Annotated in this window: 21 protein-coding genes; 19 read left to right on the plus strand and 2 right to left on the minus strand. The window is 71.4% G+C overall.

The window, feature by feature from the left end; genetic code table 11:
- Positions 1–146: 146 nt before the first annotated feature.
- From infC to pheT, 7 genes are all read left to right on the plus strand, one after another.
- Positions 147–764 (plus strand): translation initiation factor IF-3, encoded by a 618-nt coding sequence (gene infC, locus ACLJQM_RS34100; protein ID WP_247021497.1) that lies wholly within the window; start codon positions 147–149, stop codon positions 762–764.
- Positions 765–832: 68 nt separating this feature from the next.
- Complete coding sequence (gene rpmI / locus ACLJQM_RS34105) at positions 833–1,027, plus strand: 50S ribosomal protein L35 (RefSeq protein WP_086672342.1); 195 nt, start codon at positions 833–835, stop codon at positions 1,025–1,027.
- 68 nt (positions 1,028–1,095) lie between these two features.
- A complete protein-coding gene (gene rplT / locus ACLJQM_RS34110) occupies positions 1,096–1,470 on the plus strand; it encodes a 50S ribosomal protein L20 (RefSeq protein WP_247021499.1) in 375 nt (124 codons plus the stop codon).
- Positions 1,467–2,282, plus strand: coding sequence for a TrmH family RNA methyltransferase (locus ACLJQM_RS34115; protein WP_410634501.1), 816 nt, complete (start codon positions 1,467–1,469; stop codon positions 2,280–2,282). The genes rplT and ACLJQM_RS34115 overlap by 4 nt, the downstream gene beginning before the upstream one ends.
- A 44-nt stretch (positions 2,283–2,326) precedes the next feature.
- Positions 2,327–3,214: a DUF6159 family protein gene (locus tag ACLJQM_RS34120; protein WP_410634460.1), complete on the plus strand. Its 888-nt coding sequence runs from the start codon at positions 2,327–2,329 to the stop codon at positions 3,212–3,214.
- Positions 3,215–3,295: 81 nt separating this feature from the next.
- A complete protein-coding gene (gene pheS, locus ACLJQM_RS34125; protein WP_086856942.1) occupies positions 3,296–4,357 on the plus strand; it encodes a phenylalanine--tRNA ligase subunit alpha in 1,062 nt (353 codons plus the stop codon).
- Entirely contained in the window at positions 4,357–6,921 is a 2,565-nt protein-coding gene (gene pheT / locus ACLJQM_RS34130; RefSeq protein WP_410634463.1) for a phenylalanine--tRNA ligase subunit beta, read from the plus strand. Before pheS ends, pheT begins: the two co-directional genes overlap by 1 nt.
- A gap of 484 nt (positions 6,922–7,405) precedes the next feature.
- On the opposite strand, the gene ACLJQM_RS34135 is transcribed toward pheT, so the two are convergent.
- Positions 7,406–8,095, minus strand: coding sequence for a DNA alkylation repair protein (locus ACLJQM_RS34135; RefSeq protein ID WP_410634465.1), 690 nt, complete (start codon positions 8,093–8,095; stop codon positions 7,406–7,408).
- A 193-nt stretch (positions 8,096–8,288) separates the two neighbouring features.
- On the opposite strand from ACLJQM_RS34135, the gene ACLJQM_RS34140 reads away from it, so the two are divergent.
- Together ACLJQM_RS34140 and ACLJQM_RS34145 are read left to right on the plus strand one after the other, a co-directional pair.
- Positions 8,289–9,872 (plus strand): alpha/beta hydrolase, encoded by a 1,584-nt coding sequence (locus ACLJQM_RS34140; protein WP_410634467.1) that lies wholly within the window; start codon positions 8,289–8,291, stop codon positions 9,870–9,872.
- 200 nt (positions 9,873–10,072) lie between these two features.
- Positions 10,073–10,570, plus strand: a complete 498-nt coding sequence (locus ACLJQM_RS34145; RefSeq protein WP_360770333.1) for a helix-turn-helix domain containing protein — start codon at positions 10,073–10,075, stop codon at positions 10,568–10,570.
- A 159-nt stretch (positions 10,571–10,729) separates the two neighbouring features.
- On the opposite strand, the gene ACLJQM_RS34150 is transcribed toward ACLJQM_RS34145, so the two are convergent.
- Entirely contained in the window at positions 10,730–11,698 is a 969-nt protein-coding gene (locus tag ACLJQM_RS34150) for a helix-turn-helix transcriptional regulator (protein WP_410634469.1), read from the minus strand.
- An 83-nt stretch (positions 11,699–11,781) separates the two neighbouring features.
- On the opposite strand from ACLJQM_RS34150, the gene argC reads away from it, so the two are divergent.
- The 10 genes from argC to tyrS are packed head-to-tail and all read left to right on the plus strand — an operon-like array spanning position 11,782 to position 21,232.
- A complete protein-coding gene (gene argC / locus ACLJQM_RS34155; RefSeq protein ID WP_247021516.1) occupies positions 11,782–12,810 on the plus strand; it encodes an N-acetyl-gamma-glutamyl-phosphate reductase in 1,029 nt (342 codons plus the stop codon).
- Positions 12,807–13,967 (plus strand): bifunctional glutamate N-acetyltransferase/amino-acid acetyltransferase ArgJ, encoded by a 1,161-nt coding sequence (gene argJ / locus ACLJQM_RS34160; protein WP_410634472.1) that lies wholly within the window; start codon positions 12,807–12,809, stop codon positions 13,965–13,967. Before argC ends, argJ begins: the two co-directional genes overlap by 4 nt.
- Positions 13,964–14,881, plus strand: a complete 918-nt coding sequence (gene argB, locus ACLJQM_RS34165; protein WP_247021520.1) for an acetylglutamate kinase — start codon at positions 13,964–13,966, stop codon at positions 14,879–14,881. Before argJ ends, argB begins: the two co-directional genes overlap by 4 nt.
- Positions 14,878–16,080, plus strand: a complete 1,203-nt coding sequence (locus ACLJQM_RS34170; RefSeq protein WP_410634474.1) for an acetylornithine transaminase — start codon at positions 14,878–14,880, stop codon at positions 16,078–16,080. The genes argB and ACLJQM_RS34170 overlap by 4 nt, the downstream gene beginning before the upstream one ends.
- Positions 16,080–17,006 (plus strand): ornithine carbamoyltransferase, encoded by a 927-nt coding sequence (gene argF, locus ACLJQM_RS34175; protein WP_410634476.1) that lies wholly within the window; start codon positions 16,080–16,082, stop codon positions 17,004–17,006. The genes ACLJQM_RS34170 and argF overlap by 1 nt, the downstream gene beginning before the upstream one ends.
- On the plus strand, positions 17,003–17,515 hold the full coding sequence (locus ACLJQM_RS34180) for an arginine repressor (protein WP_247021526.1): 513 nt from the start codon (positions 17,003–17,005) through the stop codon (positions 17,513–17,515). The genes argF and ACLJQM_RS34180 overlap by 4 nt, the downstream gene beginning before the upstream one ends.
- Complete coding sequence (locus ACLJQM_RS34185) at positions 17,512–17,799, plus strand: argininosuccinate synthase (RefSeq protein ID WP_247021529.1); 288 nt, start codon at positions 17,512–17,514, stop codon at positions 17,797–17,799. Before ACLJQM_RS34180 ends, ACLJQM_RS34185 begins: the two co-directional genes overlap by 4 nt.
- 34 nt (positions 17,800–17,833) lie before the next feature.
- Positions 17,834–19,249 (plus strand): argininosuccinate lyase, encoded by a 1,416-nt coding sequence (gene argH, locus ACLJQM_RS34190; protein WP_360770349.1) that lies wholly within the window; start codon positions 17,834–17,836, stop codon positions 19,247–19,249.
- Between the two features lie 46 nt (positions 19,250–19,295).
- Positions 19,296–19,925: a DNA-3-methyladenine glycosylase gene (locus tag ACLJQM_RS34195; RefSeq protein WP_247021533.1), complete on the plus strand. Its 630-nt coding sequence runs from the start codon at positions 19,296–19,298 to the stop codon at positions 19,923–19,925.
- 32 nt (positions 19,926–19,957) lie between these two features.
- A complete protein-coding gene (gene tyrS, locus ACLJQM_RS34200; RefSeq protein ID WP_247021535.1) occupies positions 19,958–21,232 on the plus strand; it encodes a tyrosine--tRNA ligase in 1,275 nt (424 codons plus the stop codon).
- Positions 21,233–21,590 lie beyond the last annotated feature (358 nt).

Raw genomic sequence — 21,590 nt, forward strand, 5'->3', positions numbered from 1 at the left:
GAGCCCCGCTCCCACCCGCGTCACCGTTCAGGTGGCCGGGTCCGGTCTCGCCCGGACGTCAGTCCAGGGTGAAGAAGTGTCCTCCGGGGCACGATCGGAAACAGAGTGGGCCCCGCGCACCGAAAGGTGACCGGGGCCTTCGCTATGTGGGCACCAGGTCGAACGAGAACAGGAAACATTCCTCGGACCAAGGAGGCCCCATCAGCTCCGAGACACGCATCAACGACCGAATCCGGGTGCCGGAGGTCCGACTCGTCGGACCCGCCGGTGAACAGGTCGGCATCGTCCGGATAGAGGATGCGCTGCGCCTGGCGCAGGAGAACGATCTCGACCTCGTCGAGGTCGCGCCGCAGGCCCGCCCGCCGGTGTGCAAGCTCATGGACTTCGGCAAGTTCAAGTACGAGAGCGCGCAGAAGGCCCGCGAGTCGCGGCGCAACCAGCAGCTGACCGTCATCAAGGAACAGAAGCTGCGCCCCAAGATCGACCAGCACGACTACGAGACCAAGAAGGGTCACGTGTCGCGCTTCCTGGCGGCCGGCAACAAGGTCAAGGTCACGATCATGTTCCGCGGTCGCGAGCAGTCCCGGCCGGAGCTCGGCTACCGGCTGCTGCAGAAGCTCGCCGAAGACGTCACGGAGCTCGGCTTCGTCGAGTCGTCGGCCAAGCAGGACGGTCGCAACATGATCATGGTGCTGGCCCCGCACAAGAACGTGAAGCCGAAGGCGAAGGCCGAGGCGGTCCCCGAGCCGACTCCCGACGCGTAGGCGCCGACCAGCACGAGTCAGCGGCTCACCGGAATCTCCGGTGAGCCGCCGCACGAAAGAGGACTGAAATGCCGAAGATGAAGACCCACAGCGGTACGTCCAAGCGGATCCGCGTCACGGGCACGGGCAAGCTGCGCCGCCAGAAGGCCGGGCGCCGCCACCTCATGGAGAAGAAGTCGAACCGCCTCACCCGCCGGCTCGAGGGCACGACCGAGCTGGCGAAGACCGAGGCCGGCCGCGTCAAGCGCCTGCTCGGCATCTGATCCCGCAGAACTTGCTGTAACCACCCGGGGCGTTTCCCCTCGCCCCCTGAGATCGACAGGATGGACCCGTGGCACGCGTCAAGCGGGCGGTCAACGCCCAGAAGAAGCGTCGCGCAACTCTCGAACTGGCCAGCGGCTACCGCGGCCAGCGTTCGCGGCTGTACCGCAAGGCCAAGGAGCAGACGCTTCACTCGCTCAACTACGCCTACCGGGACCGCCGTGCCCGCAAGGGTGACTTCCGCCGCCTGTGGGTCACCCGCATCAACGCGGCCGCCCGCGAGAACGGCGTGACCTACAACCGGTTCATCCAGGGCATCAAGGCCGCGGGTGTCGAGGTCGACCGCAAGATCCTCGCGGACCTCGCCGTCAACGACGCCGCCGCCTTCACCGCGCTGGCCGAGCTCGCCAAGGCCAACGTGAACACCGAAGCGAAGTCGGCCTGACCGGCAGCTTTCCCCGGCCCGGGGCGGATCCGTTCACCGAACGGACCCCCCGGGTCGTTGCTGCGCGCAAGCTGACGCGGCGCGCGGAACGCGACAAGACCGGCCGCTTCCTGGCCGAAGGCGCCAACGCCGTCGAGGCCGCGCTCGAGCACGGCACCGTGCACGAGCTGTTCGTCACCGCCCGCGCGGCGGAGCAGCACGCGGACCTCCTCGAGACGGCCCGCGCGGCCGGCGTCGGGGTCTCGCCGATCACCGACCGCGCCGCCGACGGGCTGTCGGAAACCGTGACGCCCCAGGGCATCGTGGCCGTCTGCGTGCTGCTCGACCGTCCGCTCGAAGCGGCCGTGACGCCGGGCGCCCGGCTCGTCGTGGTGCTCGTGGACGTCGCCGACCCCGGCAACGCGGGCACGGTCATCCGCGTCGCCGACGCCGCGGGCGCCGACGCGGTCGTCCTGGCCGGCGACACCGTCGACCCGCACAACGGCAAGTGCGTCCGCGCCGCCGCCGGCAGCCTCTTCCACCTGCCGATCACGCGGGTCCGGGACGTGCCCGCCGCGCTGGCCGCCTGCTCGGCCGCGGGCCTGCGGACGTTCGCCGCCCACGGCTACGCCGACGCCGAACTCGATCGGGTGGATCTCACCGCCCCGACCGCCTGGGTCTTCGGCAACGAGGCCCACGGCCTGCCCGCCGACGTCCTCGAGCGCACCGACCTCGCGGTCCGGATCCCGCTGTACGGCAAGGCGGAGAGCCTCAACCTCGCCACCGCGGCGGCGGTCTGCGTCTACACGAGTGCGCTGGCGGCACACCGCTGACCAGCCGCTAGGCTCCGCCCGACCAGATCGTTCCGGGGGGATCCATGGGCAAGCTCGCTCGTTCGTACGCGTTGTTCACCGCTTCGGTGCGGGTGTTGCGCGCCCACCGGGGCCTGGCCTGGTTCCCGGTGCTGGCCGGCCTCGCCGGGCTGTTCGTCGCCGGGGTGTTCCTGACACCGGCGTTCTTCCTCTCCCACGTCGAGATCGCCGACGGCGGCCGCCCCACGGCCGGGTCGTGGGTGCTGCTCGCCGCGTTCTACGTCGCTTCGGCGTTCGTCGCGATCTTCTTCAACGCGGCGCTGATCTCCCAGGCCGACGTCGCGCTCCGCGGCGGCGTCCCGGCGGTCGGGGCGGGCTTGGCCGCGGCCGCGCGCCGGTGGCCGGCGCTGCTCGGCTGGGCCGCCGTCTCCGCGACGGTCAGCCTGGTCCTGCGCGCGATCGAGGAGCGGCTCGGCTTCCTCGGCCAGTTCGTCGCCGGCCTGATCGGCCTGGCCTGGCGGCTCACGACGTTCCTCGTGCTGCCCGTCGTCGTGCTCGAGGGCGCGGGGGTGAAGGCCGGCGTCCGGCGGTCGGTGGAGCTGTTCCGCCGGACGTGGGGCGAGAACGTCGCCGGCGGCATCGGGATCGGCCTGATCGGCTTCATCCTGAGCCTGGCGGGCTACGCCGTGCTCGTGCTGGCCGGCTTCCTGCTCGGCGGCGGCCCGGCCACCGTCTTCGTCTGCCTCGGCCTCGCGCTCGTCTGGTCGGTGCTGGTGGCCGTCTTCACCTCGACGTTGTCCGGCATCTACCAGACCGCGCTGTACCGCTACGCCGCCGAGGGCGTGGTGGCCGGCGAGTTCGCGGACGCCGACTTCGCGGGGGTTTCCCCGCGCGGTGAGCGGGTGGCCGCGCGGCCACGGGGCGACCGGGGGCGCGCGGACCCGATCCCATAGACTTTTCCCGCCTTTGACCTCTCGTGCGCCGCGTGTCCGGCGGCGCCCGAACGAACCAGTCCCAGCGGACGCCGAGGAGTTATGTCCGGAGCCAAGGAGAAGGAAGCCCAGGGCGCGGTTTTGGCCCCCGAAACGCTGCAGGAGGCGGTCAAGGCCGCCGAAGCGGCGTTCGCCGCCGCGACCGGGCTCGAGGCGCTGGCCGAGGTCAAGCCCGCGCACCTCGGTGACCAGGCCCCGGTGGGCCTGGCCCGCCGCGAGATCGGCGCCCTGCCCAAGCAGGAGAAGGCCGAGGCGGGCAAGCGCGTCAACGAGGCCCGGCAGGCCGTCCAGGCGGCCTTCGACGCCCGCCGCGCCGAGCTCCAGGTGGAGCGCGACGAGCGTGTCCTGCGCGAAGAAGCCGTCGACGTCACGCTGCCGTGGGACCGCGTCCCGCGTGGTGCCCGCCACCCGATCAGCACGATCTCCGAGCGCGTCGCCGACGCGTTCGTCGCGATGGGCTACGAGGTCGCCGAGGGTCCGGAGCTCGAAGCCGAGTGGTTCAACTTCGACGCGCTGAACTTCGGCAAGGACCACCCGGCCCGCCAGCTGCAGGACACGTTCTACGTCGGCGAGGAGGACTCCGGCCTGGTGCTGCGCACGCACACCTCGCCGGTGCAGGCCCGCACGCTGCTGCACCGCGACCTGCCGGTGTACGTCGTCTGCCCGGGCCGCACGTACCGGACCGACGAACTCGACTCGACGCACACCCCGGTGTTCACCCAGGTCGAAGGCCTCGCGGTGGACAAGGGCATCACCATGGCGCACCTCAAGGGCACCCTGGACGCCTTCGCCCGCGCGATGTTCGGCGAGAGCTCCAAGACCCGCCTGCGCCCGCACTTCTTCCCGTTCACCGAGCCGTCCGCCGAGGTGGACGTCTGGTTCGAGGAGAAGAAGGGCGGCCCCGGCTGGGTCGAGTGGGGCGGCTGCGGCATGGTCAACCCGAACGTGCTGCGCGCCTGCGGTGTCGACCCGGACGTGTACTCCGGCTTCGCCTTCGGCATGGGCATCGAGCGCACCCTGCAGTTCCGCAACGGGATCCCGGACATGCGCGACATGGTGGAGGGCGACGTCCGCTTCACCCTTCCCTTCGGAACGGAGGCGTAGTGCGAGTTCCAGTCAGCTGGCTGACCGAACACCTCGATCTCACCGAGGAGATCACGCCGCAGGACCTCGCCGACGCCTTCGTGCGGATCGGCGTCGAGGTCGACGACCTGAGCGAGCTCGGCCCGGTGACCGGGCCGCTGGTCGTCGGCCGGGTGGCCGAGATCGAAGAGCTCACCGAGTTCAAGAAGCCGGTCCGGTTCTGCCGCGTCGACGTCGGTGAGCCCGCCGACGAGGACGAGGCGCTCGAAGACGAGGAAGACGAAGACGAGGAAGACGAAGCCGGCGAGTTTGACGAGGGCCCGCACGGCATCAAGACCCGCGGCATCGTCTGTGGCGCCCGCAACTTCACCGAGGGCGACCTGGTCGTCGTCGCGCTGCCGGGCAGCGTCCTGCCCGGCGACTTCGCCATCGCGTCCCGCAAGACCTACGGCCGCGTCAGCGACGGCATGATCTGCTCGGCCCGCGAGCTCGGCCTCGGCGACGACCACACCGGCATCCTCGTGCTGCCCTCGGGCACGGCGAGCCCGGGTGACGACGCCCAGGAGCTCCTCGGCCTGAACGACACGGTCATCGAGCTGGCCCCGACCCCGGACCGCGGCTACGCGCTCTCGATCCGCGGCCTCGCACGCGAGCTGTCGAACGCGCTGGACGTCCCCTTCGGCGACCCGGCGCTGCTGGAGGTCCCGGCGGCCGAGGGCGACGCCTGGCCGGTCCGCGTCGAAGACCCGGAAGGCTGCCCGCGGTTCGTGCTGCGCCGGGTCACCGGCCTGGACGCGACCGCGCCGACCCCGTGGTGGATGCGCCGACGGCTGATGCTGGCCGGCATCCGGTCGATTTCGCTGGCCGTCGACGTCACCAACTACGTGATGCTCGAGCTCGGCCACCCGCTGCACGCGTTCGCCACCAAGGCCATCCAGGGCGACCTGGTGGTCCGGCGCGCGAAGCCGGGCGAGAAGCTGACCACTTTGGACGACGTCGAGCGCGCGCTCGACCCGGACGACATCGTCATCGCCGACGACAGCGGCGTCATTTCGCTGGCGGGCACGATGGGTGGTGCGAGCACGGAGATCACGACGGAAAGCACCGACGTGCTCCTCGAGGCGGCGCACTGGAACCCGGCCGCGATCAGCCGCACCGCGCGGCGGCACAAGCTGTTCTCCGAGGCCGCCAAGCGCTTCGAGCGGTTCACCGACCCGCAGCTGTGCCCGGCCGCCGTCGAGCTGGCCGCTCGCCTGCTGCGCCAGTACGGTGACGCGTCGATCCGCCCCGGTCGCACCGACGAGGGCTCGGTCGAGCCGAACCCGCCGGTCGTCATGCCGATCAACCTGCCGGACAAGGTCGCGGGCGTGAACTACCAGCGCGGCGTCACGGTCCGCCGCCTCACCCAGATCGGCTGCAAGGTCGCGGTGAGCACGGGCGACGACGGCACCGGCCTGGTCACGGCGGTCCCCCCGAGCTGGCGCGGCGACCTGCGCCAGCCCGCGGACCTCGTCGAAGAGGTCCTGCGGCTGGAGGGCTACGACAGCATCCCGTCGACGCTGCCTGCCGCCCCGGCGGGCCGCGGCCTGACCGACGCCCAGCGGCGCGTCCGGAGCGTTTCCCGTGCGCTCGCCGAGGCGGGCTACATCGAGGTGCGCCCGTTCCCGTTCGTCGGCGACTCGGTGTGGGACGCCTTCGGCCTGCCGGAAGACGACGTCCGCCGCAACGCGGTCGTGGTCCGCAACCCGCTGGAGGCCGACCGCAACCGGCTGGCCACCACGCTGCTGCCGGGCCTGCTGGACACGCTGCAGCGCAACGTGTCCCGCGGGATGAAGGACGTCTCGCTGTACCACATCGGCCAGGTCGTGCTGCCCGCGCCGAACCCGCTGAAGGTCCCGGACCTCGGCGTCGACCAGCGCCCGAGCGACGAGGAGCTGGCCCTCCTCGAAGCCGCGGTCCCGCAGCAGCCCCTGCACGTCGCGGTGGTCCTCGCCGGCCACCGCCACCGCGCGGGCTGGTGGGGTGCCGGCGAGCCGGCGAGCTGGGCCGACGCGGTCCAGGCCGCCCGCACGATCGCGGAGGCCGCGGGCGTCGAGCTGACGGTCCAGGCAACGGACCTCCCGCCGTGGCACCCGGGCCGCTGCGCCCAGCTGCGCGTCGGCGACTGGCCGATCGGCCACGCCGGCGAGCTGCACCCGAAGGTGGTCGAGGCCCTCGGCCTGCCGCCGCGGACGGTCGCGATGGAGCTGGACCTCGACGCCATCCCGCTCCCGGACGACCGCCCCGCCCCGAGCGTGTCGGGTTACCCGCCGGTGCTCCTCGACGTCGCCCTGGTGGCGAAGTCGGACGTGCCGTCGGCGGACCTCGCGGCGGTGCTGCGCGAGGGAGCGGGCGAGCTCCTCGAGGACATCACGCTGTTCGACGTGTACGCGGGCGAGCAGGTCGGCGAGGGCAAGCGCTCCCTGGCGTACAAGCTCCGCTTCCGGGCAGCCGACCGCACTCTGACGGTCGACGAGGCCACGAAGGCCCGCGACGCGGCGGTGGCCGCGGCCGGCGAGCGCTTCGAGGCGGCTCTGCGCGCCTGACGGAACGCACGACGCTGAAGGAGAGGGGCCGGGCAACCGGCCCTTCTTCGCGTTCCGGCCCAGTCGCGCCCGGGTGTGGCTTGCGTGCTCGCGTTCCGCCGCGGTCGCGCGTGCGTCGGCTGCTTGGGTGCCCGCATCCAGGCGCGTGGTCGCCGGGCCGCGTCCTGCGGCGATCGCCTCGGGCTGCCGGCCGTGCCAACGCGTTCTGGCTCGTGAGGAGCGGTCGCGTGTGGGCGTGGCTTGCGTGCTCACGTTCCGGCGCGGCCGCGCGTGTCGGCTGCTTGGGTGCCCGCATCCAGGCGTGTGGTCGCGGGGCCGCGTCCTGCGGCGATCGCCTCGGGCTGCCAGCCGTGCCAACGCGTTCTGGCTTGCGAGGAGCGGTCGTGCGTGGGCGTGGCTTGCGTGCTCACGTTCCGCCGCGGTCGCGCGTGTGTCGGCAGCCCGTTGCTTCGCGTTCTGGTCGCGTGGGATCCGCCCTTCCCGGTCAGCCGATGTGCTTGAGTGCCTCCCTCCTCGACAGTCCGGACAGTCCCGGGTGATCGTCCACGAAGGACCGCACCCAGTTCGGCGCCGTCTTCGCGTACTCCCGCAGCGCCCAGCCGATTCCCTTGCGCAGGAAGAACTCCGGCTCGGCGATCGCCGGCTCGATCGCCCGGGTCAGCAGGTCCGTGTCCGTCTCCTCCTTCGCACCGACCTGGCAGATGATCGCCGTCCGGCGGCGCCAGAGGTCGGGGTCGGCCGCCCACCTCAGCAGCACCGGCGTCAGCCGGGGGCGGTCGGCACGCAGGATCGGGCCGATCCGGCGGATCGCGAGCTCGTCCACATGGTCCCACCAGGCCCCGCTGACGATCATTTCCTCGTACATCGGCACCAGTTCCGCGTCCTGCCAGCCGCGGTACGCCCGATAGCCGGAAAGATCGATGGCCGCGTAGCGCTCTTCGCGGAATTCGGCGGTCCGCCACAACTCCAGGACGGTCGCTGAATATGTCACTCGATCGGGCAGTATGTGGTCGGCGAGCACCCGCTTGATCAGCACGCTGCGCTGCGGTTTCGCGACCCCGCGGAACGGCATCGCCGACTTCATGTACGCCTGCATCGCGGGCGCTTTCGCCGGGTCGGCCAGCTCCGCCAGCCCGGTGCGGATCGCCTTGACCAGCCGATCGTCCACGTTCATCCGTCCTCCCTGCGCCTTCCGGCGACCCGCAGCGTACTTCCGGCCACCGACAGTTCCGGGACTCGGCGACGGGCGCAGGTCCCGACGAAAGGCGGATGGCGGAAGTCGCGTCGGTCGACGAGATTGTCCAAGGTTGCCGGTAGTTTCGTCGAAATACGGCGAACTCTGTCGAATGCGGACGAAAAGGACGACTGTGAAAAGAATCGTTGCCGCCGTCGCCGCCGCGGGGCTCGCGGCCGGGCTGATGGCCGCCGCGCCCGCCGCCTCGGCGGATCCCGGGGTGCAGTTCACCCCCGCGCCGATCGCCTGGGGGCCCTGCGCGTCGGCGAGCCTCAAGGCCAACGGCGCCGAGTGCGGCTTCCTCGAGGTGCCGATGGACTACGCGAAGCCGGGCGGGACGAAGGTCTCCGTCGCGGTGTCGCGGATCAAGCACAAGACCGCGCAGTCCCAGGGCGTCATGCTGGTGAACCCGGGTGGCCCGGGCGGCTCCGGCCTCGGCCTCTCGGTGCTCGGCAAGTACGTGCCGAACCACGCGGGTGACAACTACGACTGGATCGGCTTCGACCCGCGGGGCGTCGGGTCCAGCAAGCCGTCGATCAGCTGCGACGGGAACTACTTCAGCTACAACCGGCCGGCGTATGTGCCGTCCACGCCGCAGCTGGAGAAGACGTGGCTCGCCCGCTCGAAGGGGTACGCCGACGCGTGCCGCAAGAACGGCGAGATCCTCGACCACATCAAGACGACCGACGTCGCGCAGGACATGGACAGCCTGCGCAAGGCGCTGGGCGAGAAGCAGATCAACTACTACGGCTTCTCCTACGGCACCTACCTCGGCCAGGTGTACAGCACGCTGTACCCGAAGAACGTCCGCCGGATGGTGCTCGACGGCAACGTCGACCCGCGCAAGGTCTGGTACGAGGCCAACCTCGACCAGGACGTCGCGTTCGGCAAGAACATCAAGATCTACTTCGACTGGCTGGCGTCCTACGACAACGTCTACCACCTCGGCAAGACCGGTGGCGCCGTCGAGAAGCTCTGGTACGACACGCAGCGCAAGCTCACCAAGAACCCCGCGGGCGGGGTCATCGGCGGCGACGAGTGGACCGACGTCTTCCTGCAGGCCGGCTACTACGTCTTCGGCTGGGTCGACATGGCCAAGGCTTTCGACGGCTACGTGCACAAGGGTGACTGGCAGACGCTCAAGGCGCTCTACGACAACTCGAACCCGCCGGGCGACGACAACGGCTTCGCCGTCTACCTCGGCGTGCAGTGCACCGACGTGCAGTGGCCGACCAACTGGAACAAGTGGCGCGCCGACAACTGGATCACCTACTTCAAGGCCCCGTTCGAGACCTGGGGCAACGCGTGGTTCAACGCGCCTTGCGTGTTCTGGCCGGCGAAGGCGGGCAAGCCGGTGAACATCGACGGCAGCAAGGTGTCCGGTGCGCTGCTGATCAGCGAAGAGCTCGACGCCGCCACGCCGTACGCCGGCAGTCTCGAGGTCCGCAAGCGGTTCCCGAAGTCGAGCCTGATCAGCGCGCCGGGCGGCACCACGCACGCCGGTTCGCTGTCCGGGGTGTCCTGTGTGGACGACAGGATCGCCGACTACCTGGCCACCGGCGCCCTGCCGAAGCGCCAGCCCGGCAACCACTCGGACGTCCAGTGCAGCCCGGTCCCGCCGCCGGTGCCCGACGGTGCCGCCGCGCAGAAGTCGGACAGCTCCGCGAAGGCCGCCCAGGAGAAGCAGAGCACGCTGGCCCAGCTGCTGCACTTCTGAGCGCAAGTCCCACCCGGTGCCCCGGTCCGGCTCGTCCGGACCGGGGCACCGTCTTGTCCGCCGGTGTCTCATCGTCGCCTCCTCGTGACGCGGTGTGGTCGCCTGCGACGCTAGAGGAGGGGTCCGACAATTTCGGAGCGAAGTCGGCCGCGAGCAGCGCGTGGCCGAAAATTGTCGGGGGTGCGCGCTAGCTTCGGGGCATGTCGATCATCGAAGAGCGCCGGACCGAGATCCGGGCACAGGAAACCACCTACCAGATCGTGGTCGCGACCAGGACGGACCTCGACCGCGCCGAACCGACCCCCAAGGTCATGATCACGCTCGAAGCCGGCGGCCCCGGCGGCGAACCGGTCGCTGAGGGCAGCCTCGACCTGGACGTCGCGGTGGCGGCCACGGTCGCCGACCTGGTCGCCGAGGAGTTGCTCTCCGCGACCGGCGCGGCCCGGCCCCCGCGGCGAAGATCCGCCGGCCGCCCCGCCCAGCAAGGCCGCCCGTGGAACGAGGAGATGGACGCGGAACTGGAAAGCCGCTGGATCGCGGGCGAGAGCGTCGCCGAAATCGCGACGTCGTTCGAGCGCACCCCCGGTGGCATCCGCGCCCGGCTGCCCCGCGTCGGCTGCGACCCGGAGAACCCGGGCTGCTACCTCCCCGTGCCGCCGAGCAGGCGCACGGACCTGGACGGAGGTGAGCCGAGCTGACCAGCGGCGGCGGGCCGGTCCGTGGTGGGCCGGCCCACCGCCCCGAGCGGGGGAGGAAATCCCGTGCACAGACCATCGAAGAACAGGCGGACCGCGCCGGCGGTCATCGCCTGCCGCGCCCGGCCGTCGTCCCCTCGCGGCCGCGCGACATCCTGCCCTTCAACGCGGCAGAGGCTCACCGGCCGCCGCGTGGGCGCGGGCGCCCAGCACCTTCAGGTGCCCGACCAGTTCCGCCGGTTCCTCGACCGTGAACTCACATCCCAGGCCCAGCAGCCGGAACGCGAGCCAGTCCAGCGTGTCCGCGTGGGTCCGCCACCGGCACCGGCCGTCGCCGAGGTCGGTCAGTTCGCCGGCCGCCAAGCCGAGCCGGGCCGCGATCTGCGCCGCCGGCTCGGCCAACACGGCCACCGCGCGGTACGTCGGCGCGAGGTCGTAGAGCCGGTCGAGGACGTAGGCCGCGAGGTCCGCCGCCGGTGGCTTGCGCGGGGTGGTGCGGCCGCCGGTCGCCTGGGCGTCGCGGACGCGGTCGGCGCGGAAGACGCGCCAGTCCGCCCGGTCGAGGTCGTAGGCGACCAGGTACCAGCGGCGCCCCGCCGCGACCAGCCGGAGCGGCTCGGCCCGGCGCCGGGTCTCGGCCCCGTCGTTCGCCCGGTAGCGGAAGCGGACCGTCTCGTGGTTGGTGATCGCACCGGCGAACACGGTCAGCTGCGCGGGGTCGACGACGGGCCCGGTGGCCGGCACGGCGACCGTCGCCGTGCCGAGCGTGCCCACCCGGCGGCGCAACCGGGCGGGCAGCACCTGCTCCAGCTTGGCCAGCGCCCGCACCGACGCCTCCTCGATCCCGGAAACGGACTGCCCCGCGGCGGTCCGCAGTCCCACGGCGATCGCGACGGCTTCGTCGTCGTCGAGCACCAGTGGCGGCATCGCGGTGCCGGCGACCAGCCGGTACCCGCCCGCGACGCCACGGCTGGCCTCGACCGGGTAGCCGAGCTCGCGCAGCCGGTCGATGTCGCGGCGGATCGTGCGCGGGCTGACCCCGAGCCGGCCGGCGAGTTCGCTGCCCGGCCATTCCCGTGGCGTCTGGAGCAGCGAGAGCAGGCCGAGCAGCCGGGCCGGGGTGTCCGTCATGCGCTCAGCATCCCAAGGTGGCGGGCACCACTTCCCGGTAAGCCTGTTTGTTTAGCCTTGCAGGGGCGTGCATAATCATGCGTATGACGGTGAACATCGCGGTGGCCGGAGCCAGCGGGTACGCGGGCGGCGAGCTGCTGCGCCTGCTCCTGACCCATCCCGAGGTGCGGATCGGCGCGCTCACGGCCGCCAGCAGCGCGGGCACCAGACTCGGCGTCCACCAGCCGCACCTCGTCCCGCTCGCCGACCGCGTCCTCGCCGAGACGACGCCGGAAACCCTCGCCGGCCACGACGTCGTCTTCCTGGCGCTGCCCCACGGTCACTCCGCCGAGATCGCGGCGCAGCTCGGCCCGGACGTCCTGGTCGTCGACCTCGGCGCCGACCACCGCCTGGCCGACCCGGCCGACTGGCAGCGCTGGTACGGCGGCGAGCACGCCGGCCAGTGGCCGTACGGCCTGCCGGAACTGCCCGGCGCCCGCGAGCGGCTCACCGGCACCAAGCGCGTCGCCGTGCCCGGCTGCTTCCCGACCGGCGGCTCGCTGGCCCTCGCGCCCGCCTTCACCGACGGGCTGATCGAGCCGGACGTCACGGTCGTCGCGGTCACCGGCACCTCCGGCGCGGGCAAGAGCCTGAAGCCGAACCTGCTCGGCTCCGAGGTGATGGGCTCGGCGAGCGCGTACGGCGTCGGCGGCGCCCACCGCCACACCCCGGAGTTCGCGCAGAACCTCTCGGCCGTCGCGGGGGAGCGGGTCACCGTGTCCTTCACCCCGGTCCTCGCGCCGATGCCCCGCGGCATCCTCACCACGGCGAGCGCGCCGCTGAAGGGTGACGTCGGCGAAGCCGCGGTCCGCGAGGCCTACGAGAAGGCCTACGACGCCGAACCGTTCGTCCAGCTGCTGCCCGCCGGCGCCTGGCCGACCACCGCGTCGACGCTCGGCTCGAACAACGTCCAGCTGCAGGTCGCGGTCGACACCGGCGCCCGGCGGCTGGTCGTCGTCGCCGCGATCGACAACCTGACCAAGGGCACCGCGGGCGGTGCCGTCCAGTCGATGAACCTGGCCCTCGGCCTCCCGGAAACCACCGGGCTTCCCACCGTAGGAGTGGCACCGTGACCGTCACCGGCCCCCAGGGCTTCCGCGCCGCCGGCGTCGCCGCCGGGATCAAGGCTTCCGGCGCGCTCGACCTCACGCTGGTCGTCAACGACGGCCCGCTGGACGTCGCGGCCGGCGTGTTCACCCGCAACGTCATCAAGGCCGCACCGGTGCTGTGGTCGCAGGAAGTGCTCAAGCAGCAGCGGCTCAAGGCCGTCGTGCTCAACTCGGGCGGCGCCAACGCGGCCACCGGGCCCGGCGGCTTCCAGGACACCCACGCCACCGCCGAAAAGGTCGCCGAAGTCCTGCAGGCCGGCGCGATCGAGGTGGCCGTCTGCTCGACCGGTCTGATCGGCGAACGGCTGCCGATGCCCGCCGTCCTGTCCGGCGTGGAATCCGCGTTCAAGGCACTCGACGCGAGCGCCGAAGCGAGCCTGAACGCCGCCACCGGCGTGATGACCACCGACTCGAAACCGAAGCAGGCCTTCGCGAAGCACGACGGCGGCTGGAGCGTCGGCGGCTTCGCCAAGGGTGCCGGCATGCTCGCGCCGAACCTCGCCACCATGCTCTCGGTCCTGACCACCGATGCCGTGGTGGACAAGGAAACCCTCGACCGGGCCCTGCGCGCGGCGACCCGGGTGACCTTCGACCGGCTCGACGTCGACGGCGGCACGTCCACCAACGACACCGTGCTGGTGCTGGCGTCCGGCGCGAGCGGGGTCGAGCCCACCGAGCTGGAGCTCACCGAGTTGCTCACCAAGGTCGGCCTCGACCTCGTGCTGCAGCTGCGCGCGGACTCCGAGGGCGCGACGAAGGACGTCAACATCACCGTCCAGGGCGCGGACTCCGAGACCGACGCGATCGCGGTCGCCCGCACGATCGCCGAGGACAACCTGGTCAAGACCGCGCTCTTCGGCTCCGACCCGAACTGGGGCCGGATCGCCATGGCGCTGGGCCGCGTCCCGGCCCGGATCGACCCGGAGACGGTGTCGATCACGATCAACAGCGTCACCCTGTTCGCGCAGGGCATGCCGGCCGCTGACCGGACGGCGGCGGACCTCACCGCGCGGGAGATCGAAATCGTCGTCGACCTCGGCGTCGGCACCGAAGCGGCCACCATCTACACCACGGATCTTTCGCACGGTTACGTCGAAGAGAACAGCGCGTACTCCTCATGAACCAGGAGGCTCTGATTTCCGCGGACGAGAGGTTGGCGACGGCGGCCGAGAAGGCCGGGGTCCTCATCGAAGCACTGCCCTGGCTGCAACGCTTCCACGGCGCCACCGTGGTGGTGAAGTACGGCGGCAACGCCATGATCGACGACCAGCTGAAGGCGGCCTTCGCCGAGGACATGGTGTTCCTGCGGCTGGCCGGCCTGCGCCCGGTCGTCGTCCACGGCGGCGGGCCGCAGATCACCGCGATGCTCACCCGCCTCGGCGTCGAAGGCGAGTTCAAGGGCGGCCTCCGGGTCACCACGCCGGAAACGATGGACATCGTCCGGATGGTGCTCACCGGCCAGGTCAGCCGCGAGCTCGTCGGGCTGATCAATGCGCACGGGCCGTACGCGGTCGGCATCTCCGGCGAAGACGCGCGGCTGTTCACCGCCGAGCGCAAACAGGCCACTGTGGACGGTGAGCAGGTCGACATCGGGCTCGTCGGCGAGGTCGCCGAGGTCAACCCGGACGCGGTGCTCGACATCGTCAACGCCGGGCGCATCCCGGTGGTCTCCACGGTGGCCCCGGACGTCGACGGCGTCGTGCACAACGTCAACGCCGACACCGCGGCGGGCGCGCTCGCGGCGGCGCTGGGTGCCGAAAAGCTGGTGGTGCTCACCGACGTCGAAGGCCTGTACGCGAACTGGCCCGACCGGTCGTCGCTGATCGACCGCATCCGCGTCGACCACCTCGAACCGATGCTGCCCGGCCTGGCCAGCGGCATGATCCCGAAGATGGAGGCGTGCGTGCGCGCCATCCGCGGCGGCGTGCGCCGAGCGCACGTGATCGACGGCAGGCTTGCCCACTCGGTGCTGCTCGAGGTCTTCACCTCGCGGGGCATCGGCACCATGGTCTTCCCCGAAACGGAGCTCCCGTGACCGACATCGAGTCCAACGCCGACGGCCGGCAGCACTGGCAGTCCGCCCTGATGGACAACTACGGCACCCCGGCGCTGACGCTCGTCCGCGGCGAAGGCGCGAAGGTGTGGGACGCCGACGGCAAGGAGTACGTCGACCTGCTCGGCGGCATCGCCGTCAACGCGCTCGGTCACGCCCACCCGGCGGTCGTCGAAGCCGTCACCGCCCAGATCAAGCAGCTCGGCCACACCTCGAACCTGTACGTCAACCCGGTCACCGTCGAACTCGCCGAAGCGCTGCTCGACGTCGCCGGCCTCGCGGGCAACGGCCGGGTGCTGTTCGTGAACTCCGGCGCCGAGGCCAACGAAGCCGCGTTGAAGATCAGCCGGCTGACCGGGCGCACCAAGGTGATCGCCGCCGAAGGCGCGTTCCACGGCCGGACCATGGGCGCATTGACGCTCACCGGCCAGCCCGGCAAGCGCGACCCGTTCAAGCCGCTGGTGCCCGGGGTGGAGCACGTCCCGTACGGCGACGTCGCGGCGCTCAAGGCGGCGGTGGACACCGACACCGCGGCCGTCTTCCTGGAACCGGTGCTGGGCGAGGCCGGCGTCTTCCCGGCGCCGGACGGCTACCTGCAGGCCGCCCGCGAGATCACCAAGGCCACCGGCACGCTGCTGGTGCTCGACGAGGTGCAGACCGGCGTCGGCCGGCTCGGCACCTGGTTCGGCTACCAGCAGGCCGGCGTCGTCCCGGACGTGCTCACGCTGGCCAAGGGCCTCGGCGGCGGGCTGCCGCTGGGCGCGGTCATCGGCGTCGGCGCGGCGGCCGACCTGCTCAAGCCGGGCCACCACGGCACCACCTTCGGCGGCAACCCCGTGTGCTGCGCGGCCGGCCTGGCCGTGCTGAAGACCATCGCGTCCGACGGCCTCCTCGACCACGTTTCGGCGCTGGGCAAGGACATCGCGGCGGGCGTCGAGGCGCTGGGCCACCCGCTGGTCGCCGGGGTGCGCGGAGCCGGCCTGCTGCTCGGCATCGCGCTGAAGCAGCCCGTCTCGGCGGGGGTCGCGAAGGCCCTCCAGGACGCCGGTTACCTCGTCAACCCGATCGCCCCGGAGACCGTCCGGCTCGCGCCGCCGCTCGTGCTCGACGGCGAGCAGGTCGAAGGGTTCCTCGCCGCACTCCCGAACGCGCTCGACTCCACCACGAAGGACTCCGACTGATGCTCCGCCACTTCCTCCGCGACGACGACGTCAGTCCGGCCGAACAGAAGGCCATCCTGGACATCGCCGACGGGCTGAAGGCCGACCCGCTCGGCACCAAGACGCTCGCCGGCAAGTCGATCACGGCGATCTTCGAGAAGAACTCGACGCGCACCCGGTTCTCGTTCGAGGTCGGCATCAGCCAGCTGGGCGGGCACCCGGTGATCGTCGACGGCCGGTCGATGCAGCTCGGCCGGGAGGAGACCATCGAAGACACTTCGCGGGTGCTGTCCCGCTACGTCGACGGGATCGTGTGGCGGACCTTCGCGCAGAAGCGCATCGAGGCGATGGCCTCGGCGGCGTCGATCCCGGTGGTCAACGCGCTCACCGACGAGTTCCACCCGTGCCAGGCGCTCACCGACCTGATGACGATCCGGGAGCGCAAGGGCGAGCTCGCCGGGCTGACCCTCGTCTACCTCGGCGACGGCGCCAACAACATGGCGCACTCGCTGCTGCTCGCCGGGGTCACCGCCGGCATGCACGTCCGCGTGGTCTCGCCGCTCGGCTTCCAGCCCGACCAGCAGGTCATGCTCGACGCCAAGAAGCGCGGCGAGGAGACCGGCGGGACGGCCACCGTCTTCACCGACCCGTACGCGGCGGTCGCCGGCGCGGACGTGCTCGTCACCGACACGTGGACGTCGATGGGGCAGGAGAACGACGGTCTCGACCGGGTGGGCCCGTTCCGCGCGCTCCAGGTCAACGCCGAGCTGCTGAAGAAGGCGGCGGACGACGCGATCGTGCTGCACTGCCTGCCGGCCCACCGCGGCTGGGAGATCACCGACGAGGTGCTCGACGGCCCGGCCAGCGCGGTGTGGGACGAAGCCGAGAACCGCCTGCACGCGCAGAAGGCCCTGCTGGTCTGGCTCTTCGAAGAGAGCCGACGATGACCAGCAGCCGGGTGGGGCGGCAGGCGCGGATCACCGAACTGGTGTCGACCATGACCATCCGCAGCCAGACGGAGCTGGCCAAGCTGCTGGCCGCCGAAGGCATCGAGGTCACGCAGGCGACGCTGTCGCGCGATCTCGACGAGCTCGGCGCGGTCAAGCTGCGCGGTCCGGACTCGGGAGCGCCGGTCTACGTGATCCCCGAGGACGGCAGCCCCGTCCGCGGGGTCCAGGGCGGGACGTCGCGGCTTTCCCGGCTGCTGGCCGAGCTCATGGTCTCGGCGGACTCGTCCGGCAACCTGATGGTGCTGCGGACGCCGCCGGGCGCGGCGCAGTTCCTCGCCAGCGCGATCGACCGGGCGGCCCTGGAGGAGGTCGTCGGCTCGATCGCGGGGGACGACACCGTCGCCGTGATCGCCCGGGAACCGTTGACGGGCAAGGAACTGGCGGAGCGCTTCGCGGCGCTCGCCCAGCGCTCGGCGCACGAGCAAGGAGACGACGGACCACCATGATCCCGATCGGCGACATCTTCCCGGCCGAGGGCGAGTTCCTCGCGCCGGACGAGGTCGTGATCACCTTCGACCGCGGAGTCCCGGTGGCGGTCGACGGCGAGACCGTCTCGGTCGCCGAAGCGCGCCGGATGCTGAGCGCGCGCGGCGAAGCGCAGCGGATCGGCCGCGGCGAGGCGTGCGCCGCGCTCGACCGGCGGGCCGGCCGCGGATGCGCGAGGCTGGCCGACGCCGTCTCGGGCGAAGTCCGCCTGGTCCTGCACGACGGCCGGATCACGGTCGCCTGAACACCCGAACGAACGACGAGGAGAAGCGAGAACAGTGAGCGGGAACGAGCAGCCGGTGCAGCTCTGGGGCGGCCGGTTCGCCAGCGGTCCGGCGGAGGCCATGGCCGCGCTGAGCGCGTCGACGCACTTCGACTGGCGCCTGGCGCCCTACGACATCGCCGGTTCCCGCGCGCACGCCCGCGTGCTGCGCAAGGCGGGCCTGCTCACCGACGACGAGCTGACGGGCATGCTGACCGCGCTGGACGCGCTCGCCCAGGACGTCGCGTCGGGGGAGTTCACGCCGACGATCGCGGACGAGGACGTGCACACCGCGCTCGAACGCGGCCTGCTCGAGCGGGCGGGCACCGAGCTCGGCGGCAAGCTGCGGGCCGGCCGGTCGCGCAACGACCAGGTGGCCACACTGTTCCGGATGTGGCTGCGCGACGCCGCCCGCCGGGTCGTCGCCGGCACCCTGGAGGTCGTCGACGCGCTGGTCTCGCAGGCCAAGCGCCACCCGGACGCGATCCTGCCCGGCCGCACGCACCTGCAGCACGCCCAGCCGGTGCTGCTCGCGCACCACTTGATGGCCCACGGCCAGGCGCTGCTCCGCGACGTCTCGCGCCTGCAGGACTGGGACGCCCGCACGGCCGAGTCGCCGTACGGCTCGGGTGCGCTCGCCGGCTCGTCGCTGGGGCTCGACCCCGAGGCCGTCGCCGAGGAGCTGGGCTTCGCGACCAGCGTCGAGAACTCGATCGACGGCACGGCCTCGCGGGACTTCGTCGCCGAATTCGCCTTCGCCGTCGCCATGCTCTCGGTGAACCTGTCCCGGATCGCCGAAGAGGTGATCATCTGGAACACGGCCGAGTTCGGCTACGTGACACTGGACGACGCCTGGGCCACCGGCAGCTCGATCATGCCGCAGAAGAAGAACCCGGACGTCGCCGAGCTGACCCGCGGCAAGGCGGGCCGGCTGATCGGCAACCTCACCGGCCTGCTGGCCACGCTGAAGGCGCAGCCGCTGGCCTACAACCGCGACCTGCAGGAGGACAAGGAGCCGGTGTTCGATTCGGTCGAGCAGCTCGAGCTCCTGTTCCCGGCGATCGCGGGCATGCTCGCCACGCTGACCTTCCACACCGACCGGCTCGCCGAGCTCGCCCCGGCCGGGTTCACGCTGGCCACCGACATCGCCGAGTGGCTGGTGCGCCAGGGTGTGCCGTTCCGCGTCGCGCACGAAGCGGCGGGCGAAAGCGTTCGCGTCGCCGAAACCCGCGGCGTCGGCTTGGACGAGCTGACCGACGAGGAGTTCGAGAAGATCAACCCGGCGCTCACCCCCGAGGTGCGCGCGGTCCTCACCGTCGAAGGCTCGGTGAAGTCCCGCAACGCCCGGGGCGGGACGGCGCCGGAACGCGTGGCCGAGCAGCGCGACCGGCTGGAAGAGCGCGTCACCGCGGCCCGTCAGTGGCTCAACTAGCCCGCTGGCTACGCTCGGCCGGGTCACCAGGACGAGGGGAGCGGCGTTGAACGACCGGCTGTTCACGCGCGAGGAGCTGGCACTCGATCCCGTCGACCTGGCCCGGCTGCTGCTCGGCTCGGTCCTGGAGGCCGACGGTCCCGATGGCACCGTCGGCGTCCGGCTGGTCGAGGTGGAGGCCTACCGCGGCGAGGACGACCCGGCGTCGCACTGCTACCGCGGTCAGACCCCGCGCAACGCCGTGATGTGGGGGCCCGCGGGTCACCTGTACGTGTACTTCGTCTACGGGATGCACTTCTGCGCGAACATCGTCGGCTCCCACGACGGCGTGGCGGGCGCGGTGCTGCTGCGGGCGGGCGAGGTCGTCACCGGCCTCGACGTCGTCCGCAAGCGGCGCCCGGCCGCGCGGGGGACCGGCGAACTGGCCAAGGGCCCGGCCATCCTGACGTCGGTGCTCCGCGTCGACCGAGAGCAGAACGGCGTCGACCTGACCGATCCGGCGTCACCCGTCCGGATCTACCAGGGCGAACGCGTGCCGGACGAGCTGATCCGCACCGGCCCCCGCGTCGGCGTCGCGATGGCGATGGAGACGCCGTGGCGGTTCTGGGTCGACGGGTCACCGGCCGTGTCCACCTACCGGCGCGGCGGGAAGCGGCGGGTCCGACCCGCCAGTTAGTCGGTTGACCTGGTGCGGGAGGATCTACAGGCGTGAGCGAACACATCCTCGACGAGCTGTCCTGGCGCGGCCTGATCGCGCAGTCCACCGACATCGACGCCCTCCGGCGCGAGCTCGACCAGGGTCCCGTCACGCTCTATTGCGGGTTCGACCCGACCGCGCCCAGCCTGCACGCCGGCAACCTGGTCCCGCTGCTCATGCTCAAGCGCTTCCAGCGCGCGGGGCACCGGCCCATCGTGCTGGCCGGCGGCGCGACCGGGATGATCGGCGACCCGCGCGACACCGGTGAGCGCACGCTGAACACGCTCGACGTCGTCGCCGAGTGGGCCGGGCGCATCCGCGGCCAGCTCGAGCGGTTCGTCGACTTCGACGACTCGCCGACCGGCGCGATCGTCGAGAACAACCTGAACTGGACCGGGCAGCAGAGCGCCCTGGAGTTCCTGCGCGACGTCGGGAAGCACTTCTCGATCAACGTCATGCTCAACCGGGAGACGGTGAAGCGGCGGCTCGAGGGCGACGGCATGTCGTACACCGAGTTCAGCTACCTGCTCCTGCAGTCGCAGGACTACCTGCAGCTGCACCGCCAGTACGGCTGCAAGCTGCAGGTCGGCGGGTCCGACCAGTGGGGCAATCTCGTCGGCGGGGTCGACCTGATCCGCCGGACCGACGGGGCGAGCGCGCACGCGCTGACCGCGCCGCTGGTCACCGACGCCGAGGGCCGCAAGTTCGGCAAGTCGACCGGCGGCGGGAATCTCTGGCTCGACCCGGAGATGACCTCGCCCTACGCCTGGTACCAGTACTTCGTGAACGTGGGCGACGCCGACGTCATCCGCTACCTGCGGATGTTCTCCTTCCTCGAGCAGGAGGAGATCGCTTCGCTGGCCGAGGACACCGAACAGCGCCCCCACCTGCGCGCCGCGCAGAAGCGGCTGGCGGAGGAGTTCACCGTTCTCGTGCACGGCGAGGAGCAGACCCGGCAGGTCATCGCCGCGAGCCAGGCCCTGTTCGGCCGCGGCGAGCTCGGCGACCTGGACGAACGCACCCTCGACGCCGCGATGGCCGAGGTGCCGAACGGCAAGGTCGACCCGTCGGGCGAGCCGACGATCGTCGACCTGTTGCTCGCCGGGGGACTGGTGGACAGCAAGGGCGCCGCGCGCCGCACGCTCAAGGAGGGCGGCGCGTACGTCAACAACGTGAAGATCGCGGACGAGGAGTGGAAGCCGGCGCCGGGCGACGCCCTGCACGGCAAGTGGCTCGTGGTCCGCAAGGGCAAGCGCAACGTCGCCGGCGTCGCGCTCGGCGGCTGAACGCCCTCCGGAGGCCCGGAACAAGGGCCTGACCTGCGGGAACGCGGTTAAGGGACCCCCCTGTTTCGGGGCCTCTGACGGGGTGTAAAGTTCTCCAAGTCGCCAGGGAAACCGGGTGGCCACCGGGACACGAACCAAGCTCTCGCGGAAAGCGATTGAGTGGGTGTCCCACCAAAAACTGCTAGGAATACTCGCTTCGAGTAAGGCCGCTTGACGGCGGTGCGACTCGGGGTGTGTTGCTTGAGAACTCAACAGTGTGCTAGTGAACTAAGCCAGTAGAGCTTATGTATTGAACCTCGTATGAGGTTCCTTTGAGAGCATTAAATTGCCTCGATTAAACTGTTCATTGTTGGAGAGT

This window comes from Amycolatopsis sp. cmx-4-83, assembly GCF_046548815.1.
Taxonomy (GTDB): domain Bacteria; phylum Actinomycetota; class Actinomycetes; order Mycobacteriales; family Pseudonocardiaceae; genus Amycolatopsis; species Amycolatopsis pretoriensis_A.

Excerpts from the sequence above, each read along its gene's own strand:
- ACLJQM_RS34185 (WP_247021529.1), top strand. The coding sequence starts at position 17,512 with ATGATCCCGATCGGCGACATCTTCCCGGCCGAGGGCGAGTTCCTCGCG.
- ACLJQM_RS34120 (WP_410634460.1), top strand. The coding sequence starts at position 2,327 with ATGGGCAAGCTCGCTCGTTCGTACGCGTTGTTCACCGCTTCGGTGCGG.
- rpmI (WP_086672342.1), top strand. The coding sequence starts at position 833 with ATGCCGAAGATGAAGACCCACAGCGGTACGTCCAAGCGGATCCGCGTC.
- ACLJQM_RS34180 (WP_247021526.1), top strand. The coding sequence starts at position 17,003 with ATGACCAGCAGCCGGGTGGGGCGGCAGGCGCGGATCACCGAACTGGTG.
- argF (WP_410634476.1), top strand. The coding sequence starts at position 16,080 with ATGCTCCGCCACTTCCTCCGCGACGACGACGTCAGTCCGGCCGAACAG.
- argC (WP_247021516.1), top strand. The coding sequence starts at position 11,782 with ATGACGGTGAACATCGCGGTGGCCGGAGCCAGCGGGTACGCGGGCGGC.
- ACLJQM_RS34135 (WP_410634465.1), bottom strand. The coding sequence starts at position 8,095 with ATGAACGTGGACGATCGGCTGGTCAAGGCGATCCGCACCGGGCTGGCG.
- pheS (WP_086856942.1), top strand. The coding sequence starts at position 3,296 with ATGTCCGGAGCCAAGGAGAAGGAAGCCCAGGGCGCGGTTTTGGCCCCC.
- ACLJQM_RS34150 (WP_410634469.1), bottom strand. The coding sequence starts at position 11,698 with ATGACGGACACCCCGGCCCGGCTGCTCGGCCTGCTCTCGCTGCTCCAG.
- ACLJQM_RS34145 (WP_360770333.1), top strand. The coding sequence starts at position 10,073 with ATGTCGATCATCGAAGAGCGCCGGACCGAGATCCGGGCACAGGAAACC.
- argB (WP_247021520.1), top strand. The coding sequence starts at position 13,964 with ATGAACCAGGAGGCTCTGATTTCCGCGGACGAGAGGTTGGCGACGGCG.